Below are 18,715 nucleotides of genomic sequence, written 5' to 3'. Positions count from 1 at the left end.
TGACATGGAACCACAACGCAGGCGGCGCGTACTGATCGTCGACGACGACCACGCCGTCCAGGTCTCGCTGGCCCTGCTCCTCAAGCAGGCCGGCTTCGACGCGGCATGCGCGGACGGGCCGCGCGAGGCGCTGGCGCAACTCGATGCAACGCCATTCGACCTCGTCCTGCAGGACATGAATTTCTCGCTGCAGACGAGCGGCGAGGAAGGCCTCGACCTGCTCGCGCGCACCAAGGCCGCGCATCCGGCGCTGCCCGTGCTGTTGATGACGGCCTGGGGCTCGATCGCGCTGGCCGTGCGCGGCGTGAAGGCGGGCGCCGCGAACTTTTTCACCAAGCCCTGGGACAACGCCCAACTGGTCGACCTGATCGAAGCGACGCTCGATCTCGGCACGCCGCCGGCAGCAAGCAGCCGCACGCGCGCCGCGCTCGATGCCAGGTATGACTTCACTGCCATCGTCGGCGCGCACCCGAAGCTGCTGAAAGTGCTGGAGACGATCGCGCAGGTCGCGGCCACGCGCGCCCCGGTGCTGATCCTCGGCGAGAGCGGCACCGGCAAGGAGTTGATCGCCGACGCCATCCACCGCAACAGTCCGCGCCGGGCTGCGCCTATCGTCAAGATCAACATGGGCGCCATCACGACGTCGCTGTTCGAAAGCGAGATGTTCGGCCACGTGCGCGGCGCGTTCACGGATGCGCGCGACAACCGCAAGGGCCATATCGCCAGCGCCGACGGCGGCACGCTGTTCCTCGACGAGATCGGAGAACTGAACCGCGGCGACCAAGTGAAACTGCTGCGCGTGCTGCAGGACCAGCGCTACCAGCCCGTCGGCGCGAGCCGCGCGGAGCAGGCCGACGTGCGCGTGATCTCGGCCACCAACCGTGAACTGGCGGAGCTCGTCGCCGCCGGCGACTTCCGCGAAGACCTATTCTATCGCCTGAACCTGATCACGATCCGCCTGCCGCCGCTGCGCGAGCGGCGCAGCGACATCCCGCTGCTCGCGCGCCATATCGTGGAGCATGTCGCCGACAGCTACGGCCTGCGAGCCGTCGCCCTCGCCCCGCAGGCGCTGGACTGGCTCGCGGCGCAGCCGTGGCCCGGCAACATCCGCCAGCTGAAGCAGACGCTGGAACGCACCCTCCTCCTGGCCGGCAAGGACGTGCTCACGCAAGCCGACTTCCTCGCGACGAGCGCCGTCGACGAAGGCGTGTCCGGCGGCCGGCTCGGCGTCGACGGCATGACGCTGGACCAGGTCGAACGCCTGATGATCGAACAGGCGCTGCGCCAGCACGCGGGCAACATCTCGCGCGTGGCGAAGGCCCTGGGCCTGTCGCGCACGGCGCTGTACCGCAGGCTGGAACGCCACGGCCTCGCCGGCGCGGACGGCGCCGCATGATGCGGCTGCGCCCGCGCCTCGGCACGTACATCCTCGCGCTGCACGTGCCGCTGTTCGGCTGCGCCGCCCTGCTGCTGCCCGCGCGGCCGTTGCTGTTCGTCGGCGCGGAAGGCCTGCTGCTCGCGAGCCTGGGCCTGGGCTGGCGGCTCGTGCGCCAGGCGCTGGAACCGCTCGGCTACACGCGCCGCTTCCATGAGCTGCTGCAGGACCAGCACTACGCCAACCGCCTGGCCGCGCCCGCGTCGCGCGAACTGGACGACCTCGTGGACACGTTCAACACGATGCTGGCCGCGCTGCACCGCGAACGCCTCGCGATCGGCGAGCAGCAGGGCTTCCTCGACCGCCTGCTGGAAGCGACGCCGGTCGCCGTCCTCGTGTTCGACTTCGACGGCGCGATCAGCCTCGTGAACGCGAGCGCGGGCGAACTGCTCGGCCTGGACCGGCCCGAGGGCAAGCGCTTGTCCGCCTGGGCCGACGGCGCCGCCGGATTCGCGCGACACCTCGACGCGCGCGGACACGCGCGCGGCCGCCAGCTCGCCGCGCAGCTGGACGCCCTGCCGCTGGGCGAATCGCGCCTGCTGACGGACCCGGACGGCCGCCGCTACCGCGCCCAGCGCGGCCAGTTCTACGACCGCGGCTTTGCGCGCCACTTCATCATGGTCGAGGAACTGACGGCGGAACTGGAAGACTCGGAGCGGGCCACGTACGCACGCCTGATCCGCGTGCTGGCGCATGAAGTCAACAACACGGTGGCCGCGACGGGCTCCGTGCTCGACTCGCTGCTGTACTACCGCGACCAGCTGCACGAACGGGACGCGGGCGACTTCGCGACGGCCATCGTCGCCGTCAAGCGCCGCAATGCGAGCCTCGGCGAATTCATCGACCGCTTCACGAAGGTCGTCAAGATGCCGCCGCCGGAACCGCGCCCGACGGATTTGAAAGCCGTCGTCGACGACATCCTGTGGCTGAACCGCGAACAATGCGGCAGCCGCGGCATCGCGCTGGACTGGCACCGCTGCGATGCCGTCGCGCCGCTCGCGCTGGATGCGCAGCTGATCGAGCAGGCCCTCATGAACATCGTCAAGAATGCGATGGAAGCGATCGAGGCGGCCGGTCAATCGAGCGGCGCGATCAGGCTGGAACTGGCGGACGAAGGCCGGCGCGTGCGGCTGTCGGTCGTCGACTCGGGCAACCTGCTGGCCAGCGGACCGGCGCGGCCGCTGTTCACGCCGTTCTTCACGACGAGAAAGGGCGGCCAGGGGATCGGATTGATGTTCGTGCGCGAGGTGCTGCAGCGGCACGGGTGCACGTATTCGCTGGCACCGGGAGCGCCGGGAGAGACGCGGTTCGACATCTGGTTCCCGGCGCCGTGACGCATTACCCCTTCGGGTACTTGATCGTCATTTCCTTCAGCAGGTTGTCCGCATGGTCGACCTCCTTCATCACCCACAGCATGTAGCGGATGTCGACGTGGATCGCGCGCGTGATCACCGGATCGAAGTACCAGTCCTTCGTGATCGACTCGTAGGTCGAATCGAAGTTCAGGCCGACCAGTTCTCCGCGCTTGTTCATCACGGCGGAACCGGAATTGCCGCCCGTCGTGTCGGCGCTCGACAGGAAGTTCACCGGCACCGTGCCCAGCGCCGGATCCCGGAACTGGCCGTAGCGCTTGTCGCGGATCGCCTGCAGCAGCGCATTCGGCGCGTCGAACGGCGCCTTGCCCGTCTGCTTTTCGAGGATGCCTTCGACGGTGGTGAACGGTCCCTTGACGATGCCGTCGCGCGGGCTGTACGGCGCCACGGTGCCGTAGGTCACGCGCAAGGTGCCGTTGGCGTCCGGGTAGACCGGCTTGCCCTGCGACTTCTTCCAGGCCACGACGGCATCCATGTACAGCGGGACGACGCGTTCCAGGTTGCCGTCGACTTCCTTGCGGCGCTCTTCCAGCGCGAGGCCGACGTCGTGCAGGTGCACGGCCAGCTGGATGAACGGGTCGTTCGATTTGCGGAACGCGTCCGCGTCCTTGCCGATCCAGGCCAGGCGCTTCGCCGTGTCGCCCAGCTCCGTGCCCTTGTACAGCGGGGCCAGCGCGTTCTGCGCGGGCAGCAGCCCGTCCAGCCCGTGCGGCCGCACCTTCGTGTCGATCTTGCCGTAGCGGACCAGCGCGGACTGCCAGCGGGCCTGGTCGACGCTGGGCACGAACGATTGCTCGAGGCGGGCCAGGCGCGCCTTGATGAACGAGACGTCGCGGTCCTGGAAGCCCGCTTCGCGCTGCGCGTCCGGCTTCTGGTGTTCCAGCGCCAGGCGGTACAGGGTGCGCGCGCTCTTCAGCAGGTCGCTGTGCGTCGCCTCGAGCCATGCGGTCTCCTGCTGCGTCGTCGCCATGTCGGCGGCGATGGCGGCGTCGAGGTCGGCCAGCAAATTCCTCGGTCCAGTGCCGTGTTGCTTGTACCACGTGCGGAATTCGGCGTCCTGCGCATCCTTGATGGAAGCGATGTCCTTGCGCGCGAAGCCGTCCAGCAGGCCGCGCGTCTTTTTCAGCACGTTGTTCAGGCTCTTCGCCACGCTCGCGTAGCGGACGGTGTAGTCCGGGTTGCCCATCGTGGCGGCCGCGATGACCGACAGGTCGGCCGTGATCGATGCCACCTTGGCCGGATAGTCGACGTCGCGCGCGAAGCGGATCTCGGCCGGCAGCTTGTAGCGGCTCGTGCGGCCCGGGTAGCCGGCCAGCAGGATCGGGTCGCCCGCCTTCAGGCCTTCGGCCGAGACGACGAGGAAGCTCTTCGATTTGTACGGCACGTTGTCCGGCGACGGATCGGCGGGACGGCCATCCTTGCCGACGTACGCGCGCAGGAAGGAGAAGTCGCCGACGTGGCGCGGGAACTCGTAGTTGTCGATGTCGCCGCCGAAGTCGCCCACGCTGTTCGCGGGCGCGTAGACGAGGCGCACGTCGCGGATCAGCAGCTGCTTGATGCGGTAGTACTCGCCGCCGCGGTTGAACGCGGGGACCGCGCAGCGGTAGGCCTTGTCGCTCTCGCACTCCGCGATCAGCGCCTTGATGCGCGCCCCGACCTGCTCGTGGCGCTCCTTGCCCGACATGCCGGCACCGAGGCCCTTCAGGACGCGGTCCGTCACGTTCTCGACCTTCTCCGTCACGTAGACGACCGTGTTCGGACCGCCCGGCAGTTCCTCCGCACGCGTCTTCGCGAGGAAGCCGTTGGCGATGTAATTGTGTTCCGGGGTCGAGTTGCGCTGGATCGCGCCGTAGCCGCAGTGGTGGTTCGTGACGACGAGACCGTCCGGCGACACGAACGACGCCGAGCAGCCCGGCGTCGCCACGATGGCGCTCATCGGGTGTTTCGACAGGTCGGCGAGACGCTCGGCCGGAATCGTGATGCCGATGCGTTTCAGCTCGGATTTCAGCTGCGGCAGCTGGTGCGGCTGCCACTGGCCCTCGTCGGCGAGCGCACCGGCGCGCGCCCCCAGCAGGGCGACGGGAAGGACGACGGATTTGAACAAGACAAACCTCGCGAAAAAAAGCAAACACGAGTATATCGTCTAGCCGTCTTGTTCCGGAAACAAAATTGTCACGATTCGCCCTGGGAGAGTATGTACAGACCCCATAACGGCGTCGCGCGGACGCCACATCCCGCAATTCCGCCGATCAGGCGTATTTACGTTTGCGTCGTCGCAGCGCTGCCGCCATCCCCGCCAGCGCGGCCGCGCACAACGCCGGCGACGCCGGCTCCGGCAGGCCGACGCGCACCTCGTCCAGCGCGGGCGCGCTGTAGCCCGCCTGCCGGTTCGCGGTCGAGAAGGCGAAGTAGCGCACCTCGTCGAAGCCGTTCCCGTCGACGAGTCCCAGGATCGCGCCGCGCGGAGAGCTGAAGTTGCCGCTGCCGGTGCGCTGGCCATCCGCATACGTGGCCCAGTAGCCGTTCAGGGACTGGTAGCCGCTGCCGGCCGCGAACTCGATCCGGTGGATATCCGCGCCGTCCGCGCGGCGCACGCTGATGTACGCGTTCGTGCCGGACGTGGCGAGGTAGTTGCCGGAGAATGCGGGGCTCAGGTCGGACACCGCGTCGTAGCAGTCCACCCCCGCATAGCCGCAGCCGTTGTTGGCGCCGTAGCCGCTCGCGTGGAACAGCAGGCCGTCCTCGACCCAGTCGTTGGCGAGCGCCGTGTTCAGGTCGAAGTGCGCCGCGTTGGTGACGGTGCCGACGGCCGTGCCGGCACCGAGGGTCTGCAGCACGGCGGCGCCGGCCCATTGCGCGACCAGGGTTAGCGCGGCGGCGCACAGCAGGCGGTTCTTGAAATGCATGGTCGTCTCCATCATGGGGCGGGAATCAGGTCGAGCGCGTCGTAGCTGTAGCCGGGGCTCAGGAAGCGGATGCCGCTGGAGCCGCTGATCGCCGTCAGCGTCAGCACGTTCTGGCCTACGACCAGTTCGGTGGCAGGGATGTCGAACGAATACATCGTGTTGTTGCCGCGGTAGGTGCCGACCGTCAGCGTGCGCGACGACGGCTGCGTGGAAGCGGGCGGATTCGCCGACACCCAGCCGTTCACCTGCGCCTTGGGCCGTCCGCCCGCGAAGGCGTCCGTGATGCCGACGCGCAGCCGCAGCGGCACGATCTGGCTCGCGCGCAGGTTGAAGCGCACGGTCAGCGTGCCGTTCACGTCCTTCCACTGATACGCGGGGAAGCCGGTCGCCGGTGTCGACGTGCCGACCACGTAATCGCCCGGCGTCCACGACGCCATGCGCACGTCGGACGGATGCATCGTCGCGACCTTGCCGCCGTTGATGAATTCCGCCGGCGTGCCGTCCCACTCGCCGATGCGCCAGAGCGCGGCCGCGCTGCCCGGATCGCCCGTCACGGCGACGGAGCCCGCGTCCGTCGTGGCGCCCGCGCCGACCGTCACCGTGCGCGTGTCGACCGCCAGCTCGTTCTTGTAGACCTTCATCGTATAGGTCCCGGGGATCATGCCGGTGCTGGCGAAATGGCCGTCCGTGGCATCGGCCGCCGTCCAGTACTGGGCCGTCGCATTCGCGAAGCCGACCGTGTAGGCGAAGCGCGGATCGCGGCCCGTGATGGCCGCCCCGCTCACCGCACCGCGTGCTTCCGGTCCCACCCACCCCGTGAGGCCGAGGGTGCCGAGCCAGGACGTGTCCACCGGTGCCGGTGCGGAACCGTCGTTGAACACCATCGTGTACGTGTTGAGGATCTTCGTGCGCAGCGGCTCCGTCTGGCCCTCGCCGTAGTTGATGATGTAGGTGATCTCCTGGTTCGTCGCCGTGGCCTGGTTCAGCAGGCTGCGGTAGAACGGGCCGCCCGAATTGCCCTCGTTGTTGTCACGGACGATCCACAGGCCGACATTGGTCCCCGTCGCGCCGATGAACTGCCAGTCCTTCAGGCGCATGTTCGAGTAGTGCTTGGAGCGCGTTTCGCCGTTCGGCATGCCGAAGACGTCGCTCGCTTCGATCGCCCCGCTGGTGCCGCGCAGGTCGGACGGCGCCGGGCCGTTGGGCAGCCGCGCGATCGGCACGCGCACGATGAAGCGCGCGAGGTTCAGCGTATCGGGCTCGCTCGTGAAATACGTCCCCATATAGATCTTCGCCTCGCCGCGGCGCGCGATGTAGTAGTGAGTGAGGCCGCCCGCCTGCACGGTCACCTTGACGACGTCGCTGCCGATCGTCTCCGCGTTCACGTCCACGGCGGAGATGCCCTTGTACAGGTAGTCGAAGCCGGAATTGACCTGCGTGCCGCGGCCCTGGTCCTGGTACTCGACGCCGTTGTAGACCAGCGACGCGACGTCGCCGGCCGACTGCGTGCTGACGCCGTTGTCGAGGCGCCGCACCTTGAAAACGAGGCCCGCGCCGGTGTCGATCGTGTAGAAACTGGCATCCTGCGTGAGGCCGAACGCGGATGCCGTGGCGACGGTCGCGAGCGTCCGGGTGGCGCCGGCGGCGGCGGTGTTGCCGGCGTCGCCGCAGCCGGCGGCCAGCAGGCATAACGTCGAGGCGAAAGCGGTCCTGCGCATATACATGTGCATCGTCTGTCTCCTGTTTGTCGGTTTGTCGGGACGTCGGTCCCGATTGTCAACTATGTACGCACCCGGGTTTGCACATCAGTATTGACGGGCTGCACGCGGCGGGTCAACGGCGTGGAATGCTTGCCACGCAAAGAATCACGCGCTTGAGCGGAGGCCGGCAGATGCAGATAGAATGGCGGGTCCGGCGCCGTCCGGAGCTTCTCGCCGACCATCACCATGCCCAGTCTCCTCGCACCCGTTTCCGCCCTCCTCCGCCGCCTGTCGATCGACACCTTCACCATCCTGCTGCTGTGCACCGTCGCCCTCGCGAGCGTGCTGCCGTGCGCGGGCGCGACGGCCGTCGTCCTCGGCAAGGTCACCACCGTCGCCATCGGCCTGTTGTTCTTCCTGCACGGCGCGAAGCTGTCGCGCGAAGCGATCGTCGCCGGCATGACGCACTGGCGCCTGCACCTGCTGGTGCTCGCGTCGACCTTCGTCATGTTCCCGCTGCTGGGTCTCGCCCTGAAGCCGCTGGCAGGCAACGTCGTCACGCCCGAGCTGTACGTGGGCATCCTGTTCCTGTGCACCCTGCCCTCCACCGTGCAGTCGTCGATCGCGTTCACGTCGATGGCGCGCGGGAACGTGGCGGCGGCCGTGTGCAGCGCGTCGGCGTCGAATTTCGTCGGCATCTTCGTCACGCCGCTGCTCGTGTCGACCCTCATCGTGCAAGGCGCGGCGGGCGGCTCGTCGCTGGACGCCGTGATCACCATCGTCGAGCAGCTGCTGCTGCCTTTCCTGGCCGGGCAATTCCTGCGTCCGTGGATCGGCAAATGGGTGGACAGCCACAAGCCGATGCTGAAGATCGTCGACCAGGGCTCTATCCTGCTGGTCGTCTACACGGCGTTTTCCGAATCCGTCAACGAAGGCCTGTGGCACAAGCTGTCGGGGGAATCGCTCGTTGCGCTCGTCGTCATCAGCTGCGTGATGCTGGCGATCGCGCTGGGCCTCGCCACGTGGACGAGCCGACGCCTGGGCTTCAGCCGCGAGGACGAGATCACCATCGTGTTCTGCGGCTCCAAAAAGAGTCTCGCGAGCGGCGTGCCGATGGCCAAGGTGCTGTTCGCGCCGAGCGCGCTGGGCATGGTCATCCTGCCCGTGATGCTGTTCCACCAGATCCAGCTGATGGTCTGCGCGGTGCTGGCCCAGAAATGGGGCCGCGAAAAACGCTCCTGAAATTCGGGGTCAGAGCACATTTTTCGCCAAATTCGGGGTCAGAGCACATTTCGGTTTGGCGCAAAATGTACATGTCGGCAGCCAGGCTCCCGACTTCCGGCCCCACGAAGGGCGATAATTCATTCGCAGGAGAACTTGCGCCAAAAAGTGCTCTGACCCCGAATTTTTGGCGAAATGTGCTCTGACCCCGAATTTATTGCTGACCCCGAATTTATTGGGGCACGTGCGCCAGCGCCAGGCCGCCCCACCACACTTCGGGGAGCGCGGCTGCGAGCATCATGCCGGGGCCCAGCGCCGTGATGAGCCAGCGCCGGCGCGGCGGCAGCCAGGCCGTGCGCGGATCATGCAGGCTCGCGCGGATGTCGCGCCAGCCGAAGCTTGCCAGCGCCACCATCCCGAGCGCGAACAACGACCACAGCGTCGCATCGTTCAGCAGCGCCGCGAAATCCGTGTCGAGGTAGGCGAGCGCCGGCAGCGCGAGGCTCACGCTGCCCAGCAGTTCGGCCGTCGCGACGACGGCCGCGCGGCCGCGGCGGCGGAAGTCGTGGCGCAGCATCCAGACCGACAGCGCGACATCGCCGGCGAGGTACAGGGCGCTCCATGCGGGCATGGTGTTACTCCTGCGCGGTAAGCTGGTCCGCGTGCCAGCCGCCGCCCAGCGACTGGATCAGCGCCACGGCCGTCGTCTGCCGGTTACCCTGCGTCTGCACGAGCGCGCGGCGCGCGTTCAGGGCCGTCACCTGGGCCTGCACCACTTCCGAATAACTCACCTGGCCGGCCTTGTAGCGGTTCAGCACCTGCTCCTCGACCTTGTCCGCCGCCGCCGATGCCTGGCGCTGCAGTTCCTGCTGCTGCGCCAGCACGCGCGTGGCGTTCAACTGGTCCTCGACGTCGGCGAAGGCATCCAGCACGGTCTGGCGGTAGCGCGCGACGGCCTGCTCGCGCGCCGCGTCGGCCCCCTGCACCGCCGCGCGGTTGGCGCCGCCGTTGAAGATCGTCTCGGTGGCCGACAGGCCCAGTGCCCACGCCATGCTCGATGCCTTGAACAGGTCGCCGATGGCGCTGGCGGACGGGCCGTACGACGCCGTGAGGCCGATCTGCGGGAAGTAGGCGGCGCGCACGAGTCCGATCTGCGCGTTGGCCGCGGCCACCGCGCGTTCGGACACGGCGATGTCGGGCCGGCGCTCCAGCAGCGTGGACGGCACGCCCACCGGCACGTCCGGCACCGTCACTGTCCACGGCGCCGGCGCCAGCGCGAAGTCGGCCGGCGCCTTGCCGACGAGGACCGCGATCGCGTGCTCCAGCTGCGCGCGCTGGCGGGCCAGCGTGAGGTCGTCGCTCTGCGCGCTGGCGAGCTGGGTCTGGGCCTGGTAGACGTCCGAGTGCGGCACGATGCCCACGTCGAAGCGGTTCTGCGTGATCTTCAGCACGCGCTGGTAGCCTTCGATGGTCGTGGCCAGCAGCGCGCGCTGGGCGTCGACGGAGCGCAGCGAAAAATAGTCGGCCGCCAGTTCGCCCTGCGCGGACAGGCGTGCCGACGCGAGGTCGGCCGCGCTGGCCTGGGCATTGGCCTGCGCCGCGGAGATGCCCGCGCGCAGGCGCCCCCACACGTCCGGCTCCCAGCTCGATCCGATGTTCAGGCGGAAGCTGTTCGACGTGCGGCCATTGTTGTTGTCGTTGCCACCGCCGTTGCCGTTCCGGTTCGCGCCCCCGGTCAGCGTCACGGTCGGGAACAGCGCCGCGCGCTGCTGCGCGACGACGGCGCGCGCCTGGCTGTACGCGGCGACGGCCGCCGCCACGTTCTGGTTGCTGACCTCGACCTGGCGCACCAGGCCATCGAGCACGGGGTCGTCGAACAGGGTCCACCATGGACCGCGGTCGAGCGCATCTGCCGGCGCGGCGGGCGCCCAGCCTTGCAGCTCCTTGAACGCTGCCGGCTGCGGCGTCGCCGGGCGCTCGTACGTGGGCGCGAGCGCGCAGCCGGACAGCACGGCGGCGGCGAGCAACGCGGAGATCAGCGGACGAATGGTCGTGGTAGATCGCATGGTTCGGTTCATGGCTGGGAAGTCGTGGGCTGGTCCTCCAGCGGATGGCGGACCAGGTGGTGCTCGTCCGCGTTGCGGCGGCGGAGCTTGTCGAGGTAGACGTAGACGACGGGCGTGGTCAGCAGCGTCAGGAGCTGGCTCGCGACCAGGCCGCCGATGATGGCGATGCCCAGCGGCTGGCGCAGCTCGGAGCCCTCGCCGAAGCCGATCGCCAGCGGCAGCGCGCCCAGCGCCGCCGCCAGGGTCGTCATCAGGATCGGGCGGAAGCGCAGCAGGCACGCCTCGCGTACGGCCTCCGTGGCCGACAGGCCGCGCGCGCGCTCCGCTTCCAGCGCGAAGTCGATGATCAGGATCGCATTCTTTTTCACGATGCCGATCAGGAGGAACACGCCGATCAGCGCGATGATGGAAAACTCCATGTGGAACAGCAGCAGCGCCAGCACGGCGCCCACGCCGGCCGACGGCAACGTCGACAGCACCGTGATCGGATGCACCAGGCTTTCGTACAGGATGCCGAGAACGATGTAGATGACGACGATGGCGGCGAGGATCAGCAGCGGCTGCTGCTGGTTCGATTCCTGCGCCTGCTTGGCCTGGCCCTGGAAGCTGCCGCGCACATTGGTCGGCATGCCGATGTCGGCCTCCGCCTGCTTGACCGCCTGCTGCGCTTCCGACAGCGAAAAGCCCTGCGCGAGGTTGAACGAGATCGTCGTCGCCAGCTCGCCGTCCTGGTGGTTGACTGAGCTCGGCGTCGAGCGCTCCGCGAAATGGGCGATGGCGGACAGCGGCACCATCGTGGTGGCGGACGACGACAGCGCCGCGCCGCCGGACGGATCGCGCGCGGCCGTCAGGTTTGCGGGCGCGGCGGGCGTGCCGGCGGCCGCCGTGGGCGAGTTCTTCGCCGGCACATACACGTCGTCCAGCGCGGCCGGCGAGCGCGCATACTGCTGCGCGACGCCCATGATCACGTGGTACTGGTTCAACTCGTCGTAGATGTTGGCGACCTGGCGCTGGCCGAACGCGTCGTACAGCGCGTTGTCGATGTCCTTCGCGCTGATGCCGAGGCGCGCGGCCGTCTGCTTGTCGATGTCGACATAGGTCTCGACGCCGTTGTCCGCCTGGTCGGTGTCGACGTCGGTCAGCGCCTTCTGCCCCTTCATCGCGTCCGCCAGCTTCGTCGCCCACGTTTTCAGGTCGGCGCGGTTGTCGCTTTTCAAGGTGTACTGGTAGGTGGAGTTCGACTGGCGCCCGCCCATGCGCAGGTCCTGCACGGGGTTCAGGAACAGCTGCACACCCGTCACCTGCGCGAGCTTCGGCCGCAGGCGCGCGATCACGGCCTGGCCGCTCTCGCCCTTGGCGCGTTCGTCGACGGGTTTCAAATTCAGGAACATGAAGCCGCCGCCCGCGCGCGAGCCGCCCGTGAAGCCGACGACGGTGTCGACGGCCGGATCGCTCTTGATGATGTTCACGAGCTGGCGCAGCTTGCCCTGCATGGCCTGGAACGAGATGCTCTGGTCCGCGCGCAGGCCGCCATTGACCTGGCCCGTGTCCTGCTGCGGGAAAAAGCCTTTCGGCGCGGCCGAGAACAGATACACGTTCAGGCCGACGACGAACACGAGGATCAGCATCACGAGCGGCTTCATGTCGAGCGCCCAGTCGAGCGCGTGCTCGTACGACTTCAGCACGCCGTCGAAGGCCCGCTCGGCCCAGCGCGCGAGGCGTCCCTGCTTGCGGCCCACGTGGTCGTGCAGCGTCTGGCCCGGTTTCAGCAGCATCGCGCACAGCATCGGCGTCGTCGTCAGCGAGATCACGAGCGAGATCATCACGGCGGCCGACAGCGTGACGGCGAATTCGCGGAACAGCCGGCCCACCTGGCCGCCCATGAACAGCAGCGGGATGAACACGGCCACGAGCGACAGGCTGATGGACAGCACCGTGAAGCCCACTTCCTGCGCGCCCAGCAGCGCCGCCTTCATGCGGTCCATGCCCTGCTCGACGTGGCGGCTCGTGTTTTCCAGTACGACGATGGCGTCGTCGACGACGAATCCCGTCGCCACCGTGAGCGCCATCAGCGACAGGTTGTTCAGGGAGAAGCCCAGCAAATACATCACGCCGAAGGTGCCCAGCAGCGAGACGACGGTCGCCACGGCCGGCACGACGGTCGCGCGCACGCTGCGCAGGAACACGGAGACCACGAGCACGACGAGCAGGATCGAGATCATCAACGTCATCTCGATCTCGTGCAGCGACGCGCGGATGGAATTGGTGCGGTCCGACGCGACCTGCATGCGCACGTCCTGCGGCAACTGGGCCTGCAGCTGCGGCAGCAGCGCGCGCACGCCGTCCACGGTCTCGATGACGTTGGCGCCCGGCTGGCTCGTCACCAGCACGATCACGGCGGGCTGGCCGTTGAACAGGCCCAGCGTGTTGATGTTCTCGACACCGTCCCAGACCGTGGCGACGTCCTGCAGGCGGATGGCGGAACCGTTGCGCCATGCGACGACGAGGCCCTTGTAGTCGGCCGCCGTGCGGCCATTGGTCGGCGTGTTCGCCTGCGAATAGATCTGCAGGCGCATGCCCTGTCCTTCCAGCGCGCCCTTCGGCCGGTTGGCATTCGTCGCCTGGATGGCGGCGCGCACGTCCTCGGTCGACAGGCCGTACTGGTTCAGCTGGTACGGGTTCAGGTCGACGCGCACGGCCGGCAGCGAGCCGCCGCCGATCTCCACGTCGCCCACGCCCTTTACCTGCGCGAGCTTTTGCTGCACGACGTTCGACACGTCGTCGTAGATCTGGCCGGGCGAACGCGTCTTCGACGTCAGCGCCAGGATGATCACGGGCGCGTCGGACGGATTGGCCTTGCGGTACGTCGGATTGCTGCGCAGGGTGGCCGGCAGGTCGGCGCGCGCCGCGTTGATCGCGGCCTGCACTTCGCGCGCGGCGGAATCGATCTGGCGCGTCAGGTCGAACTGCAGGTTGATGCGGGTGGAGCCGTTGCCGCTGCTGGACGTCATCTCGTTGACGCCCGCGATCACGCCCAGCCGCCGTTCCAGCGGCGTGGCGACCGACGTCGCCATCGTGTCCGGACTGCCGCCCGGCAGGTTGGCCGACACGGAGATCGCCGGGAAGTCGACCTGCGGCAGCGGCGACACGGGCAGCACGAAGAACGCGCCGATGCCCGCCAGCGCGATGCCGATGGTCAGCAGCACCGTCGCGATGGGCCGCTTGATGAACGGCTGCGAGAGACTCATGCGCCCGCTCCGCCGGGTTTCACCGCGCCGCCTGGTTTGGCGGGTTCCGCGCCGCTCCAGCGCCGCGCGAGGCGGTCGAACGCGAGGTAGATGACGGGCGTCGTGAACAGCGTGAGCAGCTGGCTGACGATCAGGCCGCCGAAGATCGCGAGGCCCAGCGGCCGGCGCAGCTCGGCGCCCTCGCCCCAGCCGAGCATCAGCGGGATGGCGGCGAACAGCGCCGCCAGCGTCGTCATGATGATCGGACGGAAGCGCAGCATCGCGGCCTGGTGGATCGCCGTCCGCGGGTCCTTGCCCTCGTCGCGCTCGGCCTCGATGGCGAAGTCGATCATCATGATCGCGTTCTTCTTCACGATGCCGATCAGGAGGATGATGCCGATGATGCCGATGACGCCGAGGCCCTGTCCCGTGATCCCCAGCGCCAGCAGCGCGCCGACGCCGGCCGACGGCAGGGTCGACAGGATGGTCAGCGGGTGGATGTAGCTCTCGTACAGCACCCCCAGCACGATGTACACGCAGACGACGGCCGCGAGGATCAGCCACAGCTGGTTCGACAGCGACGCCTGGTACGCGCCGGACGCGCCGAGGAACGTCATGGTCACGGAGCCCGGCAGGCCGATCTCCTGCGCGACTTCCTTGATCGCGGCGACGGCGGTGCCCAGCTTGATGCCGGACGCGGTGTCGAAACCGATGGTCGTCGCCGGGTATTGCGCCACGTGCGTGATCTGCAGCGGCGCGGCCTGCTCCGTGATGGAGGCGATCGCGGACAGCGGCGTCGGCGCACCGGAGCCCGTGCGCAGCTGCAGGTCCGACAGCGCGTCGAGCGACATCTTGTCGTCCTGCTGCGCTTCCAGGATGACGCGGTACTGGTTCGTCTCCGTGAAGATGGTCGACACGATGCGCTGGCCGAACGCGCTGTACAACGCGTCGTCGACGTTCGACGCCGTCACGGACAGGCGCGACGCGCTGTCGCGATCGATGTTGACGTAGGCGGCCGCGCCGGTGGCGCCCGCGTCCGTGACGACGTTCGCCAGCTCCTTGCGGCGCGCCATCGCGTCGACCATCTTCTTCGCCCACTCCGTCACCGTCTTCGTGTCCGCGCCCTCGATCGACAGGCGGTACTGGGTCGGTCCCGTCTCGGCGTCGATGGTGAGGTCCTGGGTCGGCTGCAGGTACAGCGTGACGCCGGCCACGTTCTGCGCCACGCGGCGGCGCAGGCGGTTCATGACGTCCTGCTGGTCGTCGTGCTTCGCCTTCAGGTTGATCAGCATGGTGCCCGTGTGGAGCATCGTGTTATTGGCGGCGTCCACGCCCACGGTCGACGCGAGCGATTCGACGTCCGGGTCGGCCAGGATCTCGCGCGCCGCGGCCTGCTGCATCTCGGCCATCGAACTGTACGAGATCGCCTGGCGCGCTTCCACGCGCGCCTGCAGCTGGCCCGTGTCCTGCGTGGGGAACAGGCTTTTCGGGATGAACGTCCACAGGATCGCCGTCAGCACGAGCGTCCCCAGCGCGACCAGCAGGGTCAGGCCCTGGCGCGCGAGGACCCAGTTCAGGCCGCGGTCGTAGTGGCCGACGGTCCAGTCGAAGAACGACTGGAACTTGCGGGCGAATGGGGTTTCGTGCGACTTGTCGTGCTGCTTGAGCCAGCGGGCCGACATCATCGGCACGAGCGTCAGCGACACGACGGCCGAGATCAGGATCGTGATGGCGAGCGACACGGCGAACTCGCGGAACAGCCGGCCCACGACGTCGCCCATGAACAGCAGCGGGATCAGCACGGCGATCAGCGACACGGTCAGCGAGATGATGGTGAAGCCGATCTGCGTGGCGCCCTTCAGCGCGGCGTCCATCGGCTTCTCGCCTTCCTCGATGTAGCGCGAGATGTTCTCGATCATGACGATGGCATCGTCGACGACGAAGCCCGTTGCGATCGTCAGCGCCATCAGCGACAGGTTGTTCAGGCTGTACCCGAGCAGGTACATGATGCCGAACGTGCCGACGAGCGAGATCGGCACCGCGAGGCTCGCGATCACGGTGGCGCGAATGCTGTGCAGGAACGCGAAGATCACGAGCACGACGAGGACGACGGCCAGCACGAGCTCGATCTGCACGTGTTCGACGGAAGCGCGGATGCCGTTCGTGCGGTCCGACAGCACGTCCATGTGGATGCTCTGCGGCAGGCTGGCCTGCAGCTCGGGCAGGCGCTGCTTGATGGCGTCCACGGTGGCGATCACGTTGGCGCCCGGCTGGCGCTGCACGTTCAGGATGATCGCCGGCTTCATATTCGCCCATGCGCCCAGCTTGACGTTTTCCGCGCTGTCGACGACCTTCGCCACGTCGCCCAGGCGCACGGGCGCGCCGTTCTTGTACGCGACGATCAGATTCGTGTAGTCGGGCACCGTCACCAGCTGGTCGTTGGCATTGATGGTGTAGGCGCGCAGCGGGCCGTCGAAGCTGCCCTTGGCGCTGTTGGCGTTGGCGTTCGTGATCGCGGTGCGCAGCGTGTCCAGACCGAGGCCGTTGGCGGCGAGCGCCTCGGTGTTGGCCTGGATGCGCACGGCCGGACGCTGGCCGCCCTGCAGGGTGACGAGGCCCACGCCCGTCACCTGGCTGATCTTCAGCGCGAGCCGCGTGTTGACGAGGTTCTGCACCTCCGTCAGCGGCATCGAATCGGACGTGATGGCGAGCGTCAGCACGGGCGCGTCGGCCGGGTTGACCTTGGCGTAGACGGGCGGCGCCGGCAGGTCGGTCGGCAGCAGCGAGCCGCCGGCATTGATCGCGGCCTGCACTTCCTGCTCGGCCACGTCGAGCGTCTGCCCAAGCGTGAACTGCAGGGTGATCACGGAGACGCCGGCCGCGCTGTTGGAACTCATGCGCGCCAGGCCCGACATCTGGCCGAACTGGCGTTCCAGCGGCGCCGTCACGGTGCGCGCCATCACTTCCGGACTCGCGCCCGGGTACAGCGTCTGCACCTGGATCGTCGGGAAGTCGACCTGCGGCAGCGCGGACAGCGGCAGGAATTTATAGCCGACGAGGCCCGCCAGCACGATCGCCAGCATCAGCAGCGACGTGGCGACGGGGCGGCGGATGAACGGTGCGGATGGGCTCATCGAACATCTCCGTCACACGCGAGACCGTCGCCCCGGCGCAGGCCGGGGCCTAAGTTTTTCGAGCCGACGCGGTGCGAGCAGTACTTGGGTTCCCGCCTGCGCGGGAACGACGTGCTGGTGGCGCGGGCCCCGGCGACTGCGAACGACATCATTGTGCCGCCCCTTCCTGCTGCTGGCGGCGGCGGTGCTGGCCACCCTGGCCCTGGCCCTGCTTCGCGCCAGCGGCACCGGCGCCGCGCGCCGGATGCTCGCCCGGCAGCGTCACCTTCGCGCCATCCTTCAGGCGGTCGGCGCCTTCCGTGATGACGGTCTCGCCGCCTTTCAGGCCGCTCGTGATCTCGACGCGCTCGGCATCCTCCTCGCCCCGCTTCACGTTCGTCAGCTTCACCGTGCGGGTCTGCGGATCCAGCACGTAGACGTAGTCGCCGTTGGCGCCGTGGCGCAATGCCGTCACCGGCACCGTGATCGCGTTCTTGATGACGTTCACCTGCAGGCGGACGTTCACGAACTGGTTGGGGAACAGCTTGGAGGCCTCGTTGCCGAAGCGGGCCTTGGCCTTGACGGTGCCGGTCGAGGTGTCGACCTGGTTGTCCAGCGCCATGAAGCGGCCCTGCGCCAGCTCGCGCGTGCGGGTGCGGTCCAGCGCCGTCGCGGGCAGCGTGGCGTTCGCGTTGATGCGCTCCTGGATCGCGGGCAGGTGATCCTGCGGCACGGCGAATTCGACGTCGATCGGCGATTGCTGGGTGATGACCGCGATGCCGTTCGCGTCGCTGCTGGCCACCAGGTTGCCGATGTCCACCGTGCGCAGGCCCACGCGGCCGGCGATCGGCGCGCGCACCTGCGTGTAGCCGAGGTTGATCTGGGCGATGCCTTCGGCCGCCTTGTCGGTCGTGACGGCGCCCTGCAGCTGTTTCACGAGGGCCGCCTGCGTATCGACGTCCTGGCGCGCGATCGAGTCCTGCTGGAGCAGCGTCTGGTAGCGGCCCAGGGTGACCTTGGCCGATTCGAGCTGGGCCTCGTCGCGCTGGCGCTGGCCCGTCGCCTGCAGCAGCGCCATCTGGGACGGGCGCGGGTCGATGGTCGCCAGCACCTGGCCCTGCTTGACGAGCTGGCCTTCCGTGAACAGGATCTTCTGCAGCACGCCGCCGACCTGCGGCCGCACGGTCGCGACGGCGGCCGGGGTCACGGTGCCGAGGGCGTCCAGCACGATCGGGATGTCGGCATGCTCGGCCTTGCCGACGCCGACCGTCGTTGCCGGCATGCCGCGCCCGCCGCCCGGACCACCGCGGCCCGCCCCTGGTCCGCCCGCGCCCTGCCTGCCCGCGCCGCCGGGCGCGCCCTGCGGCTGCTGGTGCACGAGGTGCCAGGCGAGCCAGCCCAGGCCGCCCATCGCGACGATGGCGATGAGGATCCCGATGATGCGGGTGCGGCGCGAGCGCTTGGGTTGGGTCGGGGTTTTATTCTTGTCGGGTGTGACGGTCGAATCCATGCTGATCCCTGGTGGCCGAGTGTTCAAAAGCACAATAAAAGTTCCCTTGAATGTAGCACGCCCGAGAAGGACTTTATGTTTCGTAACGTACGGACAGCCAATCGTTCAGCCTGGTGAGCGGGCGACGTGCGCGGGCGTGGATAGTTGCATCTTTACATCGCTTT

General features: G+C 68.3%; 12 protein-coding genes. 3 read left to right on the top strand and 9 right to left on the bottom strand.

Features of this window, described 5'->3' with window-relative positions; all coding sequences use genetic code 11:
• Positions 1 to 4: 4 nt before the first annotated feature.
• Together ACEN9H_RS07585 and ACEN9H_RS07580 are read left to right on the top strand one after the other, a co-directional pair.
• Positions 5 to 1,396, top strand: a complete 1,392-nt coding sequence (locus ACEN9H_RS07585) for a sigma-54-dependent transcriptional regulator (RefSeq protein ID WP_413674282.1) — start codon at positions 5 to 7, stop codon at positions 1,394 to 1,396.
• A complete protein-coding gene (locus ACEN9H_RS07580; protein ID WP_413674281.1) occupies positions 1,393 to 2,769 on the top strand; it encodes a sensor histidine kinase in 1,377 nt (458 codons plus the stop codon). The genes ACEN9H_RS07585 and ACEN9H_RS07580 overlap by 4 nt, the downstream gene beginning before the upstream one ends.
• A gap of 4 nt (positions 2,770 to 2,773) precedes the next feature.
• On the opposite strand, the gene ACEN9H_RS07575 is transcribed toward ACEN9H_RS07580, so the two are convergent.
• The 4 genes from ACEN9H_RS07575 to ACEN9H_RS07560 form a co-directional block, all read right to left on the bottom strand.
• A complete protein-coding gene (locus ACEN9H_RS07575) occupies positions 2,774 to 4,912 on the bottom strand; it encodes a S46 family peptidase (RefSeq protein WP_413674280.1) in 2,139 nt (712 codons plus the stop codon).
• 145 nt (positions 4,913 to 5,057) lie between these two features.
• Positions 5,058 to 5,714, bottom strand: coding sequence for a hypothetical protein (locus ACEN9H_RS07570; RefSeq protein ID WP_413674279.1), 657 nt, complete (start codon positions 5,712 to 5,714; stop codon positions 5,058 to 5,060).
• Between the two features lie 11 nt (positions 5,715 to 5,725).
• Entirely contained in the window at positions 5,726 to 7,444 is a 1,719-nt protein-coding gene (locus ACEN9H_RS07565) for a rhamnogalacturonan lyase B N-terminal domain-containing protein (protein WP_413674278.1), read from the bottom strand.
• Between the two features lie 50 nt (positions 7,445 to 7,494).
• Positions 7,495 to 7,662 carry a hypothetical protein gene (locus ACEN9H_RS07560; protein WP_413674277.1) on the bottom strand — a complete coding sequence of 56 codons (168 nt, stop codon included), beginning with the start codon at positions 7,660 to 7,662 and terminating at the stop codon, positions 7,495 to 7,497.
• Between ACEN9H_RS07560 and ACEN9H_RS07555 the strand changes: the two genes are divergently transcribed.
• Positions 7,661 to 8,656, top strand: a complete 996-nt coding sequence (locus tag ACEN9H_RS07555) for a bile acid:sodium symporter family protein (RefSeq protein ID WP_413674276.1) — start codon at positions 7,661 to 7,663, stop codon at positions 8,654 to 8,656. The two genes, ACEN9H_RS07560 and ACEN9H_RS07555, sit on opposite strands and share 2 nt — an antisense overlap.
• Before the next feature lie 211 nt (positions 8,657 to 8,867).
• On the opposite strand, the gene ACEN9H_RS07550 is transcribed toward ACEN9H_RS07555, so the two are convergent.
• The 5 genes from ACEN9H_RS07550 to ACEN9H_RS07530 all read right to left on the bottom strand — a co-directional run bounded on the left by ACEN9H_RS07550 (position 8,868) and on the right by ACEN9H_RS07530 (position 18,551).
• Positions 8,868 to 9,266, bottom strand: a complete 399-nt coding sequence (locus ACEN9H_RS07550) for a hypothetical protein (RefSeq protein WP_413674275.1) — start codon at positions 9,264 to 9,266, stop codon at positions 8,868 to 8,870.
• 4 nt (positions 9,267 to 9,270) lie between these two features.
• Positions 9,271 to 10,701, bottom strand: coding sequence for an efflux transporter outer membrane subunit (locus ACEN9H_RS07545; RefSeq protein ID WP_413674274.1), 1,431 nt, complete (start codon positions 10,699 to 10,701; stop codon positions 9,271 to 9,273).
• Positions 10,702 to 10,709: 8 nt separating this feature from the next.
• Positions 10,710 to 13,949, bottom strand: a complete 3,240-nt coding sequence (locus ACEN9H_RS07540) for an efflux RND transporter permease subunit (RefSeq protein WP_413674273.1) — start codon at positions 13,947 to 13,949, stop codon at positions 10,710 to 10,712.
• Positions 13,946 to 17,062: an efflux RND transporter permease subunit gene (locus ACEN9H_RS07535; protein ID WP_413674272.1), complete on the bottom strand. Its 3,117-nt coding sequence runs from the start codon at positions 17,060 to 17,062 to the stop codon at positions 13,946 to 13,948. The genes ACEN9H_RS07540 and ACEN9H_RS07535 overlap by 4 nt, the downstream gene beginning before the upstream one ends.
• Positions 17,063 to 17,210: 148 nt before the next feature.
• Entirely contained in the window at positions 17,211 to 18,551 is a 1,341-nt protein-coding gene (locus ACEN9H_RS07530; protein WP_413674271.1) for an efflux RND transporter periplasmic adaptor subunit, read from the bottom strand.
• Positions 18,552 to 18,715: the final 164 nt, after the last annotated feature.

It is taken from the genome of Massilia cellulosiltytica, assembly GCF_047325105.1.
Taxonomy (GTDB): Bacteria; Pseudomonadota; Gammaproteobacteria; order Burkholderiales; family Burkholderiaceae_D; genus Telluria; species Telluria orientalis.
The sequence above is the reverse complement of the archived record's forward strand: the minus strand, read 5'-3'. Positions and strand labels throughout refer to the sequence as shown.